Below are 17,298 nucleotides of genomic sequence, written 5' to 3'. Positions count from 1 at the left end.
GGTCGCGTGAACCCGTAACGCGGGACGGCGATTGGCCGGATCGTCAGGCTGCAGTTGTTTCCAGATTTTGGCTGACGGCTACCGGACGGGGCCCGAACGTCGAGAAGGTCTCGAAAGAGGGCTTGGCCAGGAGATAGCCCTGGATAAGGGTAATGCCGAAATCGCGCAGGATAGACAGTTCCGCTTCGGTCTCGACGCCTTCACACACCGGCGTGATACCGAACTCGTTCAGCATGGCCACGGTATGGCGCACGATGATCTGCTTTGACGTGTCGACATCAATCCCGCGGATCAGGTCCATATCAAGCTTGACAATATCCGGTTGGAACCTGGCCAGAAGGTTGAGGCCGGCATGCCCTGCCCCGAAGTCATCGATGGCCGTCTTGAAGCCGATCGCCTTGTATACCCTTAGAATATTGAGCACGTGCTCGGTATCCAGCCGCTCATTTTCGGTGAATTCGAAGATGATACGGTTGAGCGGAAAGCCGACTCGTTCGGCGGTCGCCAGCGTCAGACGAATGCAGGCGCGCGGCTCATACACCGCATTCGGCATGAAATTGATCGACAGCTTGCTGTCATCGCCGGGCACCGACAGCTTCGACGCCAGTTCAATAGCCTTCACCCGGCACCGCTGATCGAAGGCATAGCGGTTATCATCGCTCACCCGCGACAGAACTGAACCAGCCGATTCTCCATTCAACCCGCGAACGAGCGCCTCATGGGCGAAAATACGGCCGCTGGAGAGATCGACAATTGGCTGAAATGCCATGGAAAACGGCAAATCGAAGCCCTCGCCATTCCGACACCCGTTGCAAACCCCAGCCATAATCAACACTCCAATGCTTTGTCTGGATATCGCATGGAAGCATTAAAAGTGCCTTATATGAATGCAATCAGTTGGAGTAATCACGAACTCCACGCAGTCTGAGCACGGAGCGAGATCATTCCGCAAAAAAGGCTCCATCACTGGAGCCTTTTCTATCTTGATGTCTGAATTGCCTTAAGCGACTTCGGTCACAAACAGATCTTTGGGTCGGCGGACCTTTTTCAGGCCGGCAAGCCAATCGCCATCTTCGGCCCGATAGCCAAGCGGCAGAATGCAGACCGAGCGCAAGCCCTTATCGCGAAGACCGAGGATATCGTCGACCTTGTCAGCCTCGAAGCCTTCCATCGGCGTTGCGTCCACGCCTTCAAAAGCCGCCTGGGCGATAGACATGCCAAAGCCGATATAGGCCTGACGTGCGGCATGCTCGAAATTGGTCTGTGCGTCCCGCGGCAGATACATACCCTTCAGGCGCGCGTAATAGGCATCCATCACATCATTCTGGCCGCGCTCGGCCGTGATCTGCGCCAGTACACCATCGATGCGCTCTTCGGTGTAGTTGTCCCAGGCAGCAAAGACCAGAACATGCGAGGCGTCGGTGATCTGGCTCTGATCCCAGCTGACAGTGCGCAACCTGGCCTTTGTCTCGGGATTGGTCACCACGATCACTTCGAAGGGCTGCAAGCCGCTTGAGGTCGGCGCAAGCCGTGCGGCTTCGAGAATGCGCTCAACCTTCTCGGCAGGCACGGATTTCGAGGGATCCATCTTCTTGGTGGCATAACGCCAGTTCAGTTTTTCGAGCAACATGGAATGTCCTTTCCGGGCAGTGCGGCAGCTCTTCGCCTTCCTGGGAGACAAGACGAGACCTCAGCCGCTGGCGATTTCATCGCACCTAGATGGCAATGCAAAACCGCCCTGCAAGCAGGAACAAAAAGTATACCACCTATTTGAGATCGCTTTTCGGCAACGTCAAGCCGGAACAGCTGAAGGGACGATCTGCGCGGCTACGCCTTGCGCGCGGCTTCCACCGCACGCTTCATTGCATCACGGTCCATGGCACCGGGATAGACTGTTGTGCCGATGATGAAGGAGGGCGTTCCACGAAATCTGAGACCGACCGCCTGTTGGTAATTGCGGTCCAGCAAACCGGATATTTTCCCGCTATTGGCGTTGACGGCAGCCGCAACCGCATCCATGTCGACGCCGGCACTCTCCAGACGCATCTTGATATAGGTCTTGGTCAGCCTGCCCTTGGCTGTAATCAGCGCCTCCATGGCCGGCTCATATTGCCCGATCTGGGCAGCCCCCAGCACAGCCTGCGCCGCATAGATCGAAGCATCGCCGAAGATAGGCCAGTCTTTCATCAGCAGTTTGATATTGCCATCTTCCTCGACCAGCGACATCACATCGGCATGGACGGCCTTGCAGTAACCGCATTGATAGTCGAAATATTCGGCCATCGTCACGTCACCGTCCGGATTGCCGAGCACCGGCGCATCTTCATCGAGGAAGATGTCGTCCTCGGTCAACGCGCTCGCCAGAGCCGGGATTTGTCCCAGAAATGACAATGCGGCAACAGCGCCAACCCCCTTCAGCAATGTCCTGCGTTCGATCATCGGCAACTGAACCTCTCTGCATAAATGCACTGCACCTTGATAGTCATGGGGACGGACAGACAGCAAGGCTTAATCGTCGTGCAGGGACAACAGCGTTGCCAACTGCCACATAAAAAAGAGGCCCCGCGAGTGCGAAGGCCTCTTCATCAGACTGTCAATGTCGACCCGTTACCAGGCGGCGACGACGGCGCCCTTGAACTGGGTTGCGATGAAATCCTTCACTTCGGGGCTGTGATAGGATTCGATCAGCGTCTTCACCCAAGGCGCATCCTTGTTGGCATCCTTGACGGCGATGACGTTGATGTAGGGCGCCTTTTCGTTTTCACGGGCAATCGGATCCGTACCCGGATTAAGACCGGCTTCCAGGGCGTAATTGGTGTTGATGACCGACGCATCGACATCATCCAGCGCGCGCGGCAACTGGGCCGCATCGAGCTCTGCAAAGGTGATGTTCTTCGGATTCTCGACGATATCGGCTGGGCCAACCTTGAGGCCGGCACCATCTGCGAACTTGATCAGGCCCTGATCGGCAACGATCAGCAGTGCGCGACCGCCATTTGTCGGATCGTTAGGGATGGCAATTGTGCCGCCTTCCGGAAGCTCATCAAGGCTTTTGATCTTCTTGGAATAGATGCCCATCGGAAAGTTCACGGTCTGGGCAACGCTGACAAGGTCAAAGCCGCGATCGGCCACCTGGTTGTCCAGATAGGGCTGATGCTGGAAGGAATTGGCGTCGAGATCGCCGTCAGCCAGTGCCTGATTTGGAACGACGTAGTCGGAGAATTCGAGAATCTCGATGTCGAGGCCCTTGGTGGCTGCGACTTCCTTTACCTTCTCCATGATCTGCGCATGCGGACCACCGGTGACACCGACCTTGATGGTTTCAGCCATTGCCGAACCGGCGGAAAAGAGCGCCACGGCAGCGGCCGCGAGAATTAGCTTCTTCATGATTGTCTCCTTGGAATGAATTGTGTTGTTCAGGATTTGCGATTGCGCTTGTCGAACCGGCGGGCAAGCGCATCACCGACGCTTTGCACCGCCTGCACAAGCAGGATCAGAACCACCACCACCGCCAGCATGACGTCGGGCATAAAGCGCTGGTAGCCATAGCGAATGCCAAGGTCGCCCAGCCCCCCACCGCCGACGGCACCGACCATGGCCGAATAACCGATGAGGCTGACAACTGTCATCGTCAACGCCAGTGCGATGCCGGAGCGGGATTCCGCCAGCAATACCTTCGTCACGATCTGCATCGGGGTTGCCCCCATGGCACGAGCAGCCTCGATCAATCCCTTGTCTACCTCGCGGATGGAGGCCTCCACCAGGCGGGCGACGAAGGGGATGGTCGCGATTGTCAGAGGCACGATGGCAGCCGCCGTGCCGATAGATGTGCCGGCCAGCAGACGGGTCAACGGAATGATGGCGACGACCAGAATGATGAACGGCGTCGAGCGCGCGGCATTGACGATCAGCCCGAGCACACGGTTGACCAATGGCGCCTCATAGAGTTCGCCCTTGCCACTGGTTGCCAGAAAGACACCGAGCGGCAGGCCGATGACGCTGCCGATGAACCCGGCGACGGCCACCATCTGGATGGTCTGCCACAGCGCCTTTGTCAGAAGGTTGAACAGCATATCAAGCGCCATAACCGAGCACCTCCGTCTTCAGACCGGTTTGTGTATAGAAACGATTGGCCCGATCCATGATCTCGGGCGACGCCGGATAAGAGACCACCAGCGACCCGAAGGGTTCGCCTGCAATTTCGTCGATGTTGCCAGCAAGAATATTCACATCCGCACCGATCTCGGCGACAAGCCGCGCCGTTAGAGGCTGAAAGGCTGTTTCGCGGAAGAACACCAGCCGCACGAATGCCCGGTCGCCCGCCGAGGGCGCAGCGTTCAGGTCCGAGCGGATCCAGTCTGGACGTTTGGTTCCGGTTGTCGCCGACAGAAGCACCCGCGTGGTCTCGTGCTGCGGATCGGTGAACACATCGAAGGTGCGACCGCTTTCAACAATCTTGCCCCGATCGATGACAGCGACTTCGGATGTCACCGCCTTCACCACTTCCATCTCATGGGTAATCAACAATACGGTCAGACCGAGGTCGCGATTGATATTCTTCAGAAGCTCCAGAATCGATTGCGTCGTTTCAGGATCGAGCGCTGAGGTCGCCTCGTCGGAGAGCAGCAATTTCGGATCGGTGGCCAATGCGCGCGCAATGCCGACGCGCTGCTTCTGACCGCCCGACAGCTCCGCCGGATAGCGATCGGCCTTGTCAGCCAGTCCAACCAGTTCCATCAGCGGTCCGATCTTGTCGCGGATCACGGCCTTGGAGACGCCGGCAATTTCAAGCGGCATGGCGATATTGTCGCAAACGGTGCGTGATGACAGCAGATTGAAATGCTGGAAGATCATGCCAACAGAACGACGCAGCGTGCGAAGTCCGGCATCGTCCAGCCCGCCGACATTGACGCCGTCCACGATAACCTTGCCATCGCTTGGCATCTCAAGCCCGTTCACAAGACGGATCAACGTCGACTTGCCGGCGCCCGAGCGCCCGATAATACCGGTGATGGAGCCGCGTGGCACGGTGAAGTCGACGCCGCCCAGGGCCACGAAAGGCGGGCGATCCTTGTCTCCGGGAAATGTCTTGGTCACAGCCTCAAAGGCAACCATCGCATCATGGACATTATGCGACCTGGCTGTTGGAACGGGCGAAATTTGCGGACGCGGATGTTCCGTGTTGGACGATGGGGACTCGGGCATGGAAGTCTCTCGGTGATGAGCCCGGCAAGCCGGACAAGATGAGGGTTCGAACAGTCAGGCTGTTCGACACATTCGGCGGGTATGGCGCGGCCCTAACATCTTTTCACTCACCTTTTCAAACCGGTCTGCGCAAATCTGCCCTGCGCTCGGGACTGAGCTTATGGCTCGGATCACGCACGAACAACAGCAATAGCATTGCGTCGATCATCAGATCGTGAGCAAAAATCTTCCAATTTTACCTGCCGGCGACCACGGACATCGAGCTTCAGGAGGACGCGTGATTGACCTTGGGGAATTCGCCTGCAAGCATCTGATACCACTTGCCGCTCTTCTTCAGAACGCGCTCTTGTGTCTCATAGTCAACATAAACCAGCCCGAAGCGCATTTTGTAGCCTTCCGCCCATTCAAAGTTATCCATCAGCGACCAGGCGAAATAACCCTTCATCGGCACGCCGTCCGATATCAGATCAGCCACAACGCCCAGATGCTCGGCGTAATAATCGAGACGTGGCTGATCGTCGACCTCGCCGTTTTCCAGACCCATGTTATAGCAGGCACCATTCTCGGTGATGTAGCAATCTGGCAGGTCGTAGCGATCGTAGAGATCCTTCGCCAGACTGCCCAGCGCCGGCGCATAGACTTCCCAGCCGATATCGGTCTTGACCGTCGACACTGGCGGAGCGTCCACGACAGCAGGGAATTCGGCACCCTTGGCCGGATTATGCGCGACACGCATCGGTGTGTAATAGTTGAGGCCCCACCAGTCGAGTTTCTGGCTGATCACCTCGAGATCGCCATCTTCGATTGGTGGCATGCGACCACCAAGGGCCTTCATGAAATTATCTGGATATTCGCCCTTGAACACAGGTCCGAAGAAAACGCCGTTGTTGAACTGGAAGGCGCGCTCGGCAGCCGCCTTGTCGGCCTTGCTGTCGGAGCCGGCAATGACCGAATGCGCGTTGAGCACAAGGCCCGCCGGCACGTTCGGGGCAACCTGACGAATGGCATCGATGCCAAGGCCGTGCGCCAGGTTGGTATAGTGCAGGGCATGCAGGGCTGCATCCATATTCTTCTCACCGGGCGCATGAATCCCATAAAGGTGAGAAAGCCAGACCGAGCACCAGGGCTCATTGAAAGTCGCAACCGCATCCAGACGATCGCCCAGACGAGACATGACCACCTTGGCATAACGTTGGAAGGCATAGGCGGTCGAGCGGGCCGTCCAGCCGCCCTCACCCATCAGTGTCAGCGGCAAGTCCCAATGATAGAGCGTTGCATAGGCCTTGATGCCGCGATCTTTCAGACCGTCGATCAGCTTGTCGTAGAAATCGAGCCCCTGTTCGTTGACGCGTCCCGTGCCATCTGGAATGATGCGCGGCCATGCGATCGAGAACCGATAGGCAGACACGCCCATGTCCTTGATGAGATCAAGATCCTGTTCCCAACGGTGATAATGATCGCAAGCCACATCACCGTTCTGACGACCATAGACACGACCGGGCATGTTGGAAAATGCATCCCAGATGGATGGCTTGCGCCCATCCTCCTTTGTCGCGCCTTCAATCTGGAATGACGCGGTAGCAACCCCGAAGAGAAAATCTCCAGGGAAACGGCCTGCCAGTTTCTTGGGATCGTTCATGGGAAAATCAAACCTGTCTGTCTCGGTCAAAATCGACTGTTTCATGCGATTTAGACAATCAACCGCAAGATGTACAGGCGATTCATCGGCATGCGGGACATCGCTGAGACACCCAGACGTGCCGGATTTTGGCGGGGAAGATGGATTTTGATCCCGCCACTCTCTTCACTCGAGACATCGTGAACATCTTAGTCAGCATAGGTAGTAAGTATACACACTTCAACTTTACAACCGTTGCTACACCTGATTCCGAGGCGTAAAGCGACGCGACAACGTGTCGCCTTTCACGAGGACGAGGTCGCTGTTTCTGGAATCTGAAACGGGAAAATATAAACGTTGCTAAGGAGCGAAACATGAGAGATGTACCGGGTTTACCGTCCCGCAGAAGCTTTTTGAAAGCATCGGCGGCAACAGCCGCTCTGGCCGGCATTGCCGTGCCAGCCAAGGCTGAAACAGCGCCGCCGCCACCACCATTGGACGATTATCAACCGGACTGTCTCAAGCCCACTGAGTGGGCCTTTGTCATGGCAGCCGTAGCCAGATTGATCCCGTCGGAAGGCGATGGCCCCGGCGCACTCGAAGCCCGTGTTCCCGTCTTCATCGACCGGCAGTTGGCTGGCGACTTCGGCGCAGCCTCCGACTGGTATATGGAAGGCCCCTTTGAGGCCGACGCGAGCCCATTGCGCGGCTGGCAGACACCGCTGACGCCGCTGGAAATCTACCAGCAAGCCATCCCGTTTTTCGACCAATGGTGCCAGACCAATCACGGCAAGCCCTTCGCTGAACTGGATGCCGAGACCCAGGATAAAGCCCTGACCTCGTTGCAGAAAGACGAGATCGGCCTGAAGCCTGAATTGCGCGATTTCTTCTCGATCCTGCTACAAAACACCAAGGAAGGCTATTTCGCCGATCCGATGTATGGCGGCAACCAGGGCATGGAAGCCTGGAAATATATCGGCTTTCCGGGCGCGCGCGGCAACTACAAGGAATGGGTCGACAAATACAACGTGCCTTACCCGCTGGGTCCGGTATCGATTTCCGGGGAAAGGGGCTGATCCATGGCACGGACTGAAAAGAAGAAAGACGTCGTCATCGTCGGGCTCGGCTGGACAGGCTCGATCCTCGGCATGGAACTGGCACAGGAAGGCCTGGACATTGTGGCGCTCGAGCGCGGCCATGATCAGAACACCGTTCCGGACTTCCAGTACCCGAACATGATGGATGAGCTGAAATACGGCGTGCGTTACGGCCTGATGCAAAAGCCCAGCAAATCCACCCTCACCATTCGTCGCAGCACCGACGAGACCGCCCTGCCATACCGCAGCCTCGGCTCGTTCCTTCCCGGCAACGGCGTCGGCGGAGCAGGCACCCACTGGAACGGACTGACCTGGCGTCCCCAGCTGTCAGAATATCGTCTGCGTTCCCATGTCGAAGAAAACTTCGGCGCAGACATCATTCCGGAAGATATGCATCTTCAGGATTATCCGGTCACATACGAAGAGCTCGAGCCCTTCTTCGACCGCTTTGAGCGTGTAGCCGGAATTTCCGGCAATGCCGGCAATCTCAACGGCAAGACGGTCGAAGGTGGCAACCCGTTCGAAGCCCCCCGTTCGCAAGATTATCCGATGCCAGCCATGCCGGTCACCTGGGATGGCGTGAAATTTGGCGAGGCTGCGAAGTCCCTGGGCTACCATCCCTTCCAGAGTCCCGGCGGCATTGCCTCCAAGGCCTATGTCAACGAATACGGCATGCAGATGGGCCCTTGCAATTTCTGCGGTTTCTGTGAGCGCTTCGGTTGCTACAACTATTCCAAGTCCTCGCCGCAGACGGCCATCCTGGATGCGCTGAAGCGCATGCCGAATTTCGAATACCGCGTGAATTCTGAAGTGCTGAAGATCGAAATGGCAGCCGACGGCAAGACCGCAACCGGCGTGACCTATTTCGACGAGAAGGCCGGCGAAGAAGTGTTCCAACCGGCGGATCTTGTCATCCTGGCCGCCTATCAGCTGCACAACGTCCATCTCATGCTGCTGTCGGGCATCGGACAGGCTTATGACCCGAACACCGGCGAAGGTGTGACGGGCCGCAACTACGCCTACCAGATGAATGGCGGTTATTCGCTGTTCTTCAAGGACGAATCCTTCAACCCGTTCGTCGGCACAGGTGCCAATGGCATGTCCGTGAATGATTTCGGTCTGGATAGCATCGACTTTGGCCGCGAGGGCTTCATCGGCGGCGCCTATTGGCGCGCCGGCCAGCCCAATGGTCAGCCAATCCGCTCCATGCGCCTTCCGCCCGGTACGCCGTCCTGGGGCGCGGGCTGGAAAGAATCGATCGGCGAATGGTACGGCCATTCCATGTCGATCGGCTCGCACGGTTCGCATATGTCCTATCGCGGCAACTATCTCGACCTCGATCCGACCTACACGGATCGCCATGGCCGTCCGCTGATGCGCATGACCTTCAACTGGAATGCCAATGACATCCGCCAGACGCAGTTCATGAAGGAGAAGATGGAGCCGATCGTAAAGGCCATGAACCCCGACATCTCGTCCGCCAGCTTCAAGAAGGAAGGCGCGATGTACGACGTGCGTCCTTACCAGACGACCCATAATGTCGGCGGATCGGTCATGGGCGATGATCCCAAGACCTCGGCGGTCAACCGCTATCTGCAGGCCTGGGACAAGCACAATATCTTCGTCATGGGTGCAGGTGCCTTCCCGCAGAACACCCAGTACAACCCGACCGGCATGGTCGGCGGCCTCGCCTACTGGGCAGCGCACGCCATCCGCACCAACTACCTGCGCAACCCGCGTCCGCTGGTCTGAGGAGAACCGTTATGAAAACATTGATTCGCGTTCTTCTGGGGCTCGTCGTCATTGGCGTTGTCGCGCTCGCAGCGTTCATCTTCGTTCCCGTTCAAAAGACCGGTCCGGTGACGCAGCTTGCCGGCGACTTCAAGCCGGCCGAAGGTGCCGGCGAATACGTGATGCGGGCATCGGACTGCATGGCCTGTCATACCGCGGAGGGCGGCAAGCCCTTCGCCGGTGGTCGCCCGATCGAAAGCCCGATGGGCACCATCTGGTCCACCAACATTACTCCGGACAAGGAAACCGGCATCGGCGAATACACGCTCGATGACTTCCGCGCAGTCCTTTATGACGGCATCAGCAAGAATGGTACGCATCTCTATCCGGCCATGCCGTATGAGAACTATCGCAAGCTGAAGGAAGAGGACGTCGTTGCCCTCTACCAGTATTTCATGAATGACGTTGATGCGGTCTCCAACAAGGTTCAACCTACCGAACTGGCATTTCCGTTCAACATGCGCTTCGGCATACGAGCCTGGAACTGGGTCGCCCTTGGCAAGGCAGGGTTCGATCCGAATGAGAAAGACAGTGATGCCTTCAATCGTGGCGCCTATCTCGTCGAAGGTGCCGGCCACTGTGCCGCCTGCCACAGCCCGCGCAACCTGATCATGGCGCAGAGCGGTCATGATGAGACCAGCCCGGAATTCCTGACCGGTGGCGAAGTCGACGGTTTCTCCGTTCCGGCCCTTCGCGGCCCGCACAGTGCACCGCAGAAGTGGGACACCGAACAGCTGGCGGCCTATCTTTCGACCGGTCGCAACGCCCATTCCACCGCGACCGGTGAAATGATGCTGGCTGTACGCGACTCGCTTCAATACATGACGCATGAGGACAATCTGGCCATTGCCACATACCTCAAGACGATCAGTGGCGGCGACAAGAAGGCGGACACCGCCGAGGCCAAGCCTGAGGTCACCGAGACGGAAAAGATGCTGACGGAAGCCAAGACGGACATGCCACTCGGACCCCGTCTTTATCTGGACAACTGTAACGGTTGCCACTTCGTCAACGGCAAGGGCGCGCCCGAGATCTTCCCGGAACTGGATGGCAATTCGCTGGTAACGGCAAAGCTGCCAAAGGGACTGCTGGACGTGATTTTCCACGGCGCGGAACTTCCCTCCACCAAGGATCGTCCGATGAAGGTCCGCATGCAGGGCTATGCAGATCGTCTGTCTGACGAGGAAGCGGCGACGCTTGCCACCTTCCTGCGTCAGGCCTGGCACAATGACGCGCCGGCGGTAACGGCGGCAGATGCGAAGGCTGCCCGCGACGCTGGCCATTGATGACACCGGTCCGCATCGGGCCGGTTCATCTGCTGAATTGAAAAACCCCGCCGTGCATTGCGCGGCGGGGTTTTTCATCTCTACGAAATAATGGATCGCCTATCGGCCACGTTCGATGGTCAAAGCTTGACCCAGGCGCCATTCTGCTTCGACGATTGAACGCAAGCGCCAACAAAGGCAACGCCCTTCACCCCATCGTCCACCGTTGGGAAATGCACGGCCGGATCGAGTGCAGAACCCGACTTGGCCGCATTGATGGCCGCCGCCGCTTCGGTATAGATCGTTGCAAAGGCTTCCAGATAACCTTCAGGGTGCCCGCCCGGAATACGGCTGACACGGCCTGCGGCAGCACCCGCTCCCGCGCCGTTACGGGTGATCAGGCGCTTCTGTTCGCCAAACGGTGTGAACCACAGATAGTTGGGGTTCTCCTGCTCCCATTCGAGCCCACCCTTGGTGCCGTAGATGCGCAGTTTCAGTGCGTTTTCATTGCCCGGCGCCACCTGACTGCACCAGAGCATGCCTTTGGCACCGCCAGTGAAGCGCATCATGACATGGCCGTTATCGTCCACGCGACGTCCCTCGACGAAACTGTCGAGATCGGCAGAAAGGCTTTCAAGCGTCAGACCCGATACAAAGCTTGCAAGGTTATAGGCATGGGTGCCGATATCGCCGGTAGCCCCGCCGGCGCCCGACTGATTGGGATCGGTGCGCCACACGGCTTGCTTGGCGCCGGTCTGTTCCACCGCCTCGGTCAGCCAGTCCTGCACATATTCGACGTTCACGAGCCTGAGCGTGCCGAGATCGCCATTGGCAACCATGTCCCGGGCCTGCCGGATCATCGGATAACCCGTATAGTTATGCGTCAGCACAAAAAGCGCCTTGGAGCCGTCGGCCGCAGCCTTGAGCTTCTTTGCGTCTTCCAGATTGGATGTGAGCGGCTTGTCGCAGATCACATGAATGCCCCGCTCCAGAAATGCCTTGGCCGCTGGATAGTGCACATGATTGGGCGTCACAATCGACACCGCCTCGATCCCGTCAGGTCGCGCGGCTTCCTTCTCGGCCATCTCCTCGAAAGACCCGTAGCAACGCTCCGGGTCAAGACCGAGATCCTTCCCAGATGCCTTCGATTTGTCAGCCGTGGACGACAGTGCGCCCGCCACCAGTTCAAAGTGATCGTCGAGCCGGGACGCCATGCGGTGCACGCCGCCAATAAACGCCCCCTGCCCGCCACCAACCATGCCGAGCCTGATGCGTGGGGCTCGCGTGCCTTCGTCCTTGCCTTCGATTGCCATAGATTTTCTCCCTGAAATGTCGTTCGAAACAAGCTCCCCTCAAGTCTGGCAGCCATCTTCCCCACAAGGGGGAGATACTACGCCGCATCCCTTGGCCGGAATGGCATATCGGCGGGGCCGTCGGGTCAAGCCCTCCCCTTGTGGGGAGTGTGAGGAGGGGTGTTGTTGTTCGTCTACAGCCCCAGCATCCGTCGGTTGGCTGCATCGTCGGTCCCGCTCGAGGCAAAATCGTCGAATGCCTTTTCCGTCACACGGATGATGTGGTGGCGAACGAAGTCGGCGCCTTCGCGGGCACCGTCTTCGGGATGCTTCAGCGCGCATTCCCATTCGACCACGGCCCAGCCGTCGAAGTCATTGGCCGCCATCTTGGAGAAGACCGCGCCAAAATCGACCTGACCGTCACCGAGCGACCGGAAACGCCCGGCGCGATCCACCCAGCCCTGATACCCGCCATAGACGCCCTGGCGACCGGTCGGATTGAACTCCGCGTCCTTGACGTGGAACATCCGGATACGGTCCTTGTAGATGTCGATATTGTCGAGATAGTCGAGGCACTGCAGCACATAGTGCGAGGGATCGTAGAGCATGTTGGCGCGCGGATGGTTCTTGACCCGCTCCAGGAACATCTCGAACGTCACGCCGTCATGCAGATCCTCACCCGGATGGATTTCATAACAGACATCGACGCCCTGCTCGTCTGCATAATCGAGGATCGGCGCCCAACGTTTGGCCAGCTCGTCGAATGCGGTTTCGACCAGACCGGCGGGACGCTGCGGCCATGGATAGATATAGGGCCAGGCCAGCGCACCGGAGAAGGTGGCATGCGCCTTGATGCCCATATTGCGAGAGGCTTTGAGCGCCATCTTGACCTGCTCGACCGCCCATTCCTGACGCGCCTTCGGATTGCCGCGCACTTCCGGTGCCGCAAAGCCGTCAAAGGCTTCGTCATAGGCGGGATGCACGGCAACCAACTGGCCTTGGAGATGGGTCGAAAGTTCCGTTACGTCGACGCCGTTATCCTTGGCAACACCGGCAAATTCATCGCAATAATCTTTGGATTCGGCAGCTTTTTTCAGGTCGATCAGCTGGCTTGCCCAGGTCGGCACCTGAACGCCGAGATAGCCTTTTTCCGCTGCCCATTTGGTAATGCCGTCCCATGTGTTGAATGGTGCCGCATCGCCTGCAAACTGCCCCAGAAAAAGAGCCGGACCTTTAATCGTTTTCATGAAACTCCTCCCAATAGCTGCAACGTTTCCGTTAACGTTTACAACATTGCATCATGGTGACAACAGGGCAAGTCGACCCCGAAAGGCCTGCCCGGAGACCGGGCAGGAGATTGGCGAACGGGTGAGTGAAATCAGAAGGGCGAATCCGGGAAATAGTAGTTCTCGGCATTGTCCTTGGTGATCAGCGTTGCATCCAGCGTATAGGTGCCGTGAACCGGAACCTGATCGTAGATAGCAGCCGCTGTCAGTTCCATGGCCGTACCCACCATTGCCGGCGGATAAAGAACGTCGACCGGGATCATCTTGTCGCCGTCCATGACCTTCTTAATCATGTCTTTGGAACCGGCACCGGCCACCACATATTGGATGTCGGAGCGGCCAGCCTGTTCGATGGCCTGAAGCACGCCAACGGCCATGTCGTCATCCTGACACCACACAACGTCGATCTTGTCGTATTTGGTCAGATAGTCCTGCATGACCTTGAACGCATCGTCGCGGTTCCAGTTGCCGAACTGGCGGTCGAGGATCTCGACATTGGAACCCTTGATGCCTTCATCGAAGCCGTCCTGGCGCTGCTGATCGATCGGGATCGGCAGACCGCGGATGACGACGACTTTCGCGTCCGGTGTCTTCTCGGCAATATATTCACCGGCAACGCGACCGAGCGCCGGGTTGTTACCGGCAACGTAGAGATCTCGCACGGAATTGTCGTTGACCGACGGTGCGCGGTCGACGATCGAGACGAATGTGCCCTTGCTCTTCACTTCCTTGATGGCATTGACGAGCGGGTCCGGATCGGTCGGCAGGATCACCAGCGCGTCGATACCCTGGATTTCCAGATCCTGAAGCGCATTGGCCTGCGTGGCCGGATCGGGCGATGTCTTGACGATGACGTTAAGGCCCGGATGTTCCTTCATCAAAAGCTCGGCCACGCGATTGGCGTGGTAGACGACGCCAGCCGTCCAGCCATGGTCAGCAGCCGGAATGGAAACGCCGATGGTCTTGGTATCTGCGGCATAGGCCGTGCCGATCATCGCCGTCATGGCGACCGCGAGGCCCAAAAGGTTCTTCTTCATGTTCTCCTCCCAGAGTGTCGTCGGGGTCTGCGGTTTGAAAACCGGGCCACCCCACCAAGCCCGGTCAAGTCACGATTTGCGCGTCAGCGAGCGCTGGACGAGCATCGCGATGATGATGATCGCGCCCTGAATGGCACCGATCAGATATTCGCTGATGAAGTTGGACAGCAGCATGATATTGCCGACCAGTTCGAGAATGAACGCGCCGCAAATGGTGCCCCACACGCGACCGACACCGCCTTTCAGCGCCGTACCGCCAATCACCACAGCCGTGATCGCCTGCAATTCCCAGAGGATACCGGTGGTCGCGGAGGTGGAGCCGAGACGTGGCACGTAGAGCAGCACGGCAATGGCCACGCAGACACCCTGAATGATGAAGGCGATGGTGCGCACCTTGTCGACGCCGATACCGGAATAGCGGGCAACATCCCGGCTGGACCCAACGGCCACGACATGCCGGCCATAGCGCGTGCGATAGAGAATAAAGGCTGCAACGGCGCTAACCGCCAGAATGACGACAATCGGCACCGGCAGTCCCAGGATCGAACCGAAATAGGCCGGTCGGTACATGTCCTGCAGTTCGGGCGAACGCAGGGTGATGGCGCCGCCCTGGCTGAGCCACGTCGTCAATCCGCGGTAGATGCCCATGGTGCCAAGCGTGGCGATAAAGGGTTCGATCCGCCCGACGGTCGTGATCAGACCGTTGGCCAGGCCGCAAAGTCCACCGATGACGATGGCAAGCGCCATGGCCGCAAAGAGCATAAGGGCGGGGTCGGCGATCACTGCGGAATTCATGAACAGGATCATCAGACTGGCGACAAAGGCCACCATCGAACCAACCGACAGGTCGAGATCGCCCGACGAAATGACGAAGGTAGCGCCGACCGCGATAATGGCGATGAAAGCGCTGCGTGTTGCCACATTGGCGAGATTGTTGATCCCGATGAAGTTCGGATTGACCAGAGCCCCCACGATCAAGAGCAGAGCCAGCGCCGCAAATGGCGCAACCGCACGCAGATCGATATTCCGGCGTCCTTTTCGAACCTCCACGCTGGATCCGCCCTCTTCACTTGCCGACATTGTCACCCTCTTCCTCCCTGACCGGCGCATTCAGCATGCCGGCACCTTGTCTTTTTAAGCGTTCGAACTTGACCCGATCAGCTCGCCAGCTGTCTCTTCAGACCTGCAGCATAGCGCATGATCACCTGTTCAGAGACTTCCTCGCCTTCCAACATGCCGACGATCCGGCCCTCACGCATCACCGCGACGCGGGTACAAAGACCGATGATCTCCTGCATTTCAGAGGATACCACGATGATGGAACGCCCCTCGCGCGCAAGCGCTGCGATGAAATGGTAGATCTGCTGTTTGGTGCCCACGTCGATGCCACGTGTCGGTTCATCGATGATGATGACATCCGGCTCGGTTTCCATGATTTTCGCCAGCATCAGTTTTTGCTGGTTACCGCCCGACATGCGCCCGGCAATAATGCTGTCATCGCGCACGCGGATATCGAAGCGACGGCGTGCACGCGCCAGAGCTTGGGCCTCGCTTTGCGGATTGAGATAGCCATGGCGCACATGCCGGTCGAGCGATTGCAGCGTCAGGTTGACCGCCATGCCCTCACCCAGCAACAGTCCCCGTCCCTTGCGGTCCTTGGTCATATAGGAGAGACCGCGCGCCTTGGCCGAGCGGAAATCGCCAGACTGGAGATTGGCACCCTTCAGGTCGATTTCGCCGGCATGCCAGGGCCTCAGGCCTGCAATGGCCTCCATCAGCTCGGAGCGTCCTGATCCGACAAGGCCGGAGAAGCCAAGAACCTCGCCCTTGCGCAGATCGAAACTGGCATCGCGGACATATCCGGTGGTGAGACCCCGGACAGACAGGGTCACTTCTTCATCCACATCCGGCTCGTGCTTGGCGGGATAGAGGCTGGAGAGTTCGCGGCCAACCATCAGCTGCGCCATCGACTCGCCGTCGAGGATCGCGGTCGGCGCCGTCTTGATCCATTGACCATCACGCAGAATCGTCACCCGGTCGGTCAGCTCCAGCACCTCATCCAGCTTGTGGGAGATGAAAACGAAACTGGTTCCCCTTGCGCTCAGTTTACGCACCTGGTCGAAAAGGACATCGGTTTCTTCGCGCGAGAGCACAGCCGTTGGCTCGTCCATGAACACGACGCGAGCATCGCGACTGATGGCCTTGGCAATTTCAACCATCTGCTTGTCGGCGACAGCCAGCGAGGAAATCGGCGCGTCCTCGTCGATATGGGACCCAAGCTGATCGAGAATGCGACGGGTCTCTTCGCGCATGAATTTGCGGTCGAGCATGCCAAAGCGCGACACCTCTCGACCAAGGAACAGGCTTTCGGTTACACTTAGGTGTTCGGCAAGGTTGAATTCCTGATGAATGAGCACGATGCCCATATTCTCGGCCCGACCATTGGACGGCAGCGTGACTGGCTGACCGTCGAGCATAATCTGTCCGGAACTTGCCTGTTCGAAACCGGCCAGGATTTTCGACAGCGTCGATTTGCCGGCACCGTTCTCGCCAATGAGCGCATGAATTTCACCCGGCAGCACATCGAAATCGACGCTGAAAAGCACCTGCACTTCACCGAAGGTTTTGGAAATGCGCTCGGCCGCAAGCACAGGCGTGCGCGCCTCGCCAATCTGGCTGTCCATGATATCCTCCCGCGGCTCCTCAA

The 17,298-nt window shown here is 58.2% G+C and carries 15 protein-coding genes; 3 read left to right on the top strand and 12 right to left on the bottom strand.

Features of this window, described 5'->3' with window-relative positions; genetic code table 11:
- Nucleotides 1–43: 43 nt before the first annotated feature.
- The 7 genes from ACWPM9_RS04725 to ACWPM9_RS04695 form a co-directional block, all read right to left on the bottom strand.
- The gene (locus ACWPM9_RS04725; RefSeq protein WP_484756932.1) at nucleotides 44–769 is read right to left on the bottom strand and encodes an EAL domain-containing protein; all 726 of its coding nucleotides are present in this window, start codon (nucleotides 767–769) and stop codon (nucleotides 44–46) included.
- Between the two features lie 231 nt (nucleotides 770–1,000).
- Nucleotides 1,001–1,630, bottom strand: a complete 630-nt coding sequence (locus ACWPM9_RS04720) for a nitroreductase family protein (protein ID WP_484756931.1) — start codon at nucleotides 1,628–1,630, stop codon at nucleotides 1,001–1,003.
- A 197-nt stretch (nucleotides 1,631–1,827) separates the two neighbouring features.
- Complete coding sequence (locus tag ACWPM9_RS04715; protein ID WP_428187788.1) at nucleotides 1,828–2,439, bottom strand: DsbA family protein; 612 nt, start codon at nucleotides 2,437–2,439, stop codon at nucleotides 1,828–1,830.
- Between the two features lie 168 nt (nucleotides 2,440–2,607).
- Entirely contained in the window at nucleotides 2,608–3,387 is a 780-nt protein-coding gene (locus ACWPM9_RS04710) for a MetQ/NlpA family ABC transporter substrate-binding protein (RefSeq protein WP_428187787.1), read from the bottom strand.
- Nucleotides 3,388–3,416: 29 nt separating this feature from the next.
- Nucleotides 3,417–4,085 carry a methionine ABC transporter permease gene (locus tag ACWPM9_RS04705; protein ID WP_484756930.1) on the bottom strand — a complete coding sequence of 223 codons (669 nt, stop codon included), beginning with the start codon at nucleotides 4,083–4,085 and terminating at the stop codon, nucleotides 3,417–3,419.
- Nucleotides 4,075–5,115: a methionine ABC transporter ATP-binding protein gene (locus ACWPM9_RS04700; protein WP_484757597.1), complete on the bottom strand. Its 1,041-nt coding sequence runs from the start codon at nucleotides 5,113–5,115 to the stop codon at nucleotides 4,075–4,077. The genes ACWPM9_RS04705 and ACWPM9_RS04700 overlap by 11 nt, the downstream gene beginning before the upstream one ends.
- A 355-nt stretch (nucleotides 5,116–5,470) precedes the next feature.
- The gene (locus tag ACWPM9_RS04695; protein ID WP_484757596.1) at nucleotides 5,471–6,844 is read right to left on the bottom strand and encodes a GH1 family beta-glucosidase; all 1,374 of its coding nucleotides are present in this window, start codon (nucleotides 6,842–6,844) and stop codon (nucleotides 5,471–5,473) included.
- Nucleotides 6,845–7,197: 353 nt separating this feature from the next.
- Between ACWPM9_RS04695 and ACWPM9_RS04690 the strand changes: the two genes are divergently transcribed.
- From ACWPM9_RS04690 to ACWPM9_RS04680, 3 genes are read left to right on the top strand one after another with little or no spacing between them, the layout of a single operon-like run.
- Nucleotides 7,198–7,899 carry a gluconate 2-dehydrogenase subunit 3 family protein gene (locus ACWPM9_RS04690; RefSeq protein ID WP_428187784.1) on the top strand — a complete coding sequence of 234 codons (702 nt, stop codon included), beginning with the start codon at nucleotides 7,198–7,200 and terminating at the stop codon, nucleotides 7,897–7,899.
- A gap of 3 nt (nucleotides 7,900–7,902) precedes the next feature.
- On the top strand, nucleotides 7,903–9,672 hold the full coding sequence (locus ACWPM9_RS04685) for a GMC family oxidoreductase (protein ID WP_428187783.1): 1,770 nt from the start codon (nucleotides 7,903–7,905) through the stop codon (nucleotides 9,670–9,672).
- 11 nt (nucleotides 9,673–9,683) lie between these two features.
- Complete coding sequence (locus ACWPM9_RS04680; protein WP_484756929.1) at nucleotides 9,684–10,997, top strand: c-type cytochrome; 1,314 nt, start codon at nucleotides 9,684–9,686, stop codon at nucleotides 10,995–10,997.
- A gap of 119 nt (nucleotides 10,998–11,116) precedes the next feature.
- Here the strand turns inward: ACWPM9_RS04680 and ACWPM9_RS04675 are convergent, their stop codons facing one another.
- The 5 genes from ACWPM9_RS04675 to ACWPM9_RS04655 all read right to left on the bottom strand — a co-directional run bounded on the left by ACWPM9_RS04675 (nucleotide 11,117) and on the right by ACWPM9_RS04655 (nucleotide 17,275).
- Nucleotides 11,117–12,289 (bottom strand): Gfo/Idh/MocA family protein, encoded by a 1,173-nt coding sequence (locus tag ACWPM9_RS04675; protein WP_484756928.1) that lies wholly within the window; start codon nucleotides 12,287–12,289, stop codon nucleotides 11,117–11,119.
- Between the two features lie 173 nt (nucleotides 12,290–12,462).
- Nucleotides 12,463–13,515, bottom strand: a complete 1,053-nt coding sequence (locus ACWPM9_RS04670) for a sugar phosphate isomerase/epimerase family protein (RefSeq protein ID WP_484756927.1) — start codon at nucleotides 13,513–13,515, stop codon at nucleotides 12,463–12,465.
- Between the two features lie 131 nt (nucleotides 13,516–13,646).
- Entirely contained in the window at nucleotides 13,647–14,591 is a 945-nt protein-coding gene (locus ACWPM9_RS04665; protein ID WP_428187779.1) for a substrate-binding domain-containing protein, read from the bottom strand.
- A gap of 69 nt (nucleotides 14,592–14,660) precedes the next feature.
- On the bottom strand, nucleotides 14,661–15,671 hold the full coding sequence (locus tag ACWPM9_RS04660) for an ABC transporter permease (protein ID WP_428187778.1): 1,011 nt from the start codon (nucleotides 15,669–15,671) through the stop codon (nucleotides 14,661–14,663).
- Between the two features lie 77 nt (nucleotides 15,672–15,748).
- Nucleotides 15,749–17,275 carry a sugar ABC transporter ATP-binding protein gene (locus ACWPM9_RS04655; RefSeq protein WP_484756926.1) on the bottom strand — a complete coding sequence of 509 codons (1,527 nt, stop codon included), beginning with the start codon at nucleotides 17,273–17,275 and terminating at the stop codon, nucleotides 15,749–15,751.
- Nucleotides 17,276–17,298 lie beyond the last annotated feature (23 nt).

It is taken from the genome of Agrobacterium sp. H141 (assembly GCF_057158725.1).
Note: the sequence above shows the minus strand (reverse complement) of the source record. Positions and strands in the feature narration are given on the sequence as shown.

Excerpts from the sequence above, each read along its gene's own strand:
- ACWPM9_RS04725 (WP_484756932.1), bottom strand. The coding sequence starts at position 769 with ATGGCATTTCAGCCAATTGTCGATCTCTCCAGCGGCCGTATTTTCGCC.
- ACWPM9_RS04720 (WP_484756931.1), bottom strand. The coding sequence starts at position 1,630 with ATGTTGCTCGAAAAACTGAACTGGCGTTATGCCACCAAGAAGATGGAT.
- ACWPM9_RS04715 (WP_428187788.1), bottom strand. The coding sequence starts at position 2,439 with ATGATCGAACGCAGGACATTGCTGAAGGGGGTTGGCGCTGTTGCCGCA.
- ACWPM9_RS04710 (WP_428187787.1), bottom strand. The coding sequence starts at position 3,387 with ATGAAGAAGCTAATTCTCGCGGCCGCTGCCGTGGCGCTCTTTTCCGCC.
- ACWPM9_RS04705 (WP_484756930.1), bottom strand. The coding sequence starts at position 4,085 with ATGGCGCTTGATATGCTGTTCAACCTTCTGACAAAGGCGCTGTGGCAG.
- ACWPM9_RS04700 (WP_484757597.1), bottom strand. The coding sequence starts at position 5,115 with ATGGTTGCCTTTGAGGCTGTGACCAAGACATTTCCCGGAGACAAGGAT.
- ACWPM9_RS04695 (WP_484757596.1), bottom strand. The coding sequence starts at position 6,844 with ATGAACGATCCCAAGAAACTGGCAGGCCGTTTCCCTGGAGATTTTCTC.
- ACWPM9_RS04690 (WP_428187784.1), top strand. The coding sequence starts at position 7,198 with ATGAGAGATGTACCGGGTTTACCGTCCCGCAGAAGCTTTTTGAAAGCA.
- ACWPM9_RS04685 (WP_428187783.1), top strand. The coding sequence starts at position 7,903 with ATGGCACGGACTGAAAAGAAGAAAGACGTCGTCATCGTCGGGCTCGGC.
- ACWPM9_RS04680 (WP_484756929.1), top strand. The coding sequence starts at position 9,684 with ATGAAAACATTGATTCGCGTTCTTCTGGGGCTCGTCGTCATTGGCGTT.
- ACWPM9_RS04675 (WP_484756928.1), bottom strand. The coding sequence starts at position 12,289 with ATGGCAATCGAAGGCAAGGACGAAGGCACGCGAGCCCCACGCATCAGG.
- ACWPM9_RS04670 (WP_484756927.1), bottom strand. The coding sequence starts at position 13,515 with ATGAAAACGATTAAAGGTCCGGCTCTTTTTCTGGGGCAGTTTGCAGGC.
- ACWPM9_RS04665 (WP_428187779.1), bottom strand. The coding sequence starts at position 14,591 with ATGAAGAAGAACCTTTTGGGCCTCGCGGTCGCCATGACGGCGATGATC.
- ACWPM9_RS04660 (WP_428187778.1), bottom strand. The coding sequence starts at position 15,671 with ATGTCGGCAAGTGAAGAGGGCGGATCCAGCGTGGAGGTTCGAAAAGGA.
- ACWPM9_RS04655 (WP_484756926.1), bottom strand. The coding sequence starts at position 17,275 with ATGGACAGCCAGATTGGCGAGGCGCGCACGCCTGTGCTTGCGGCCGAG.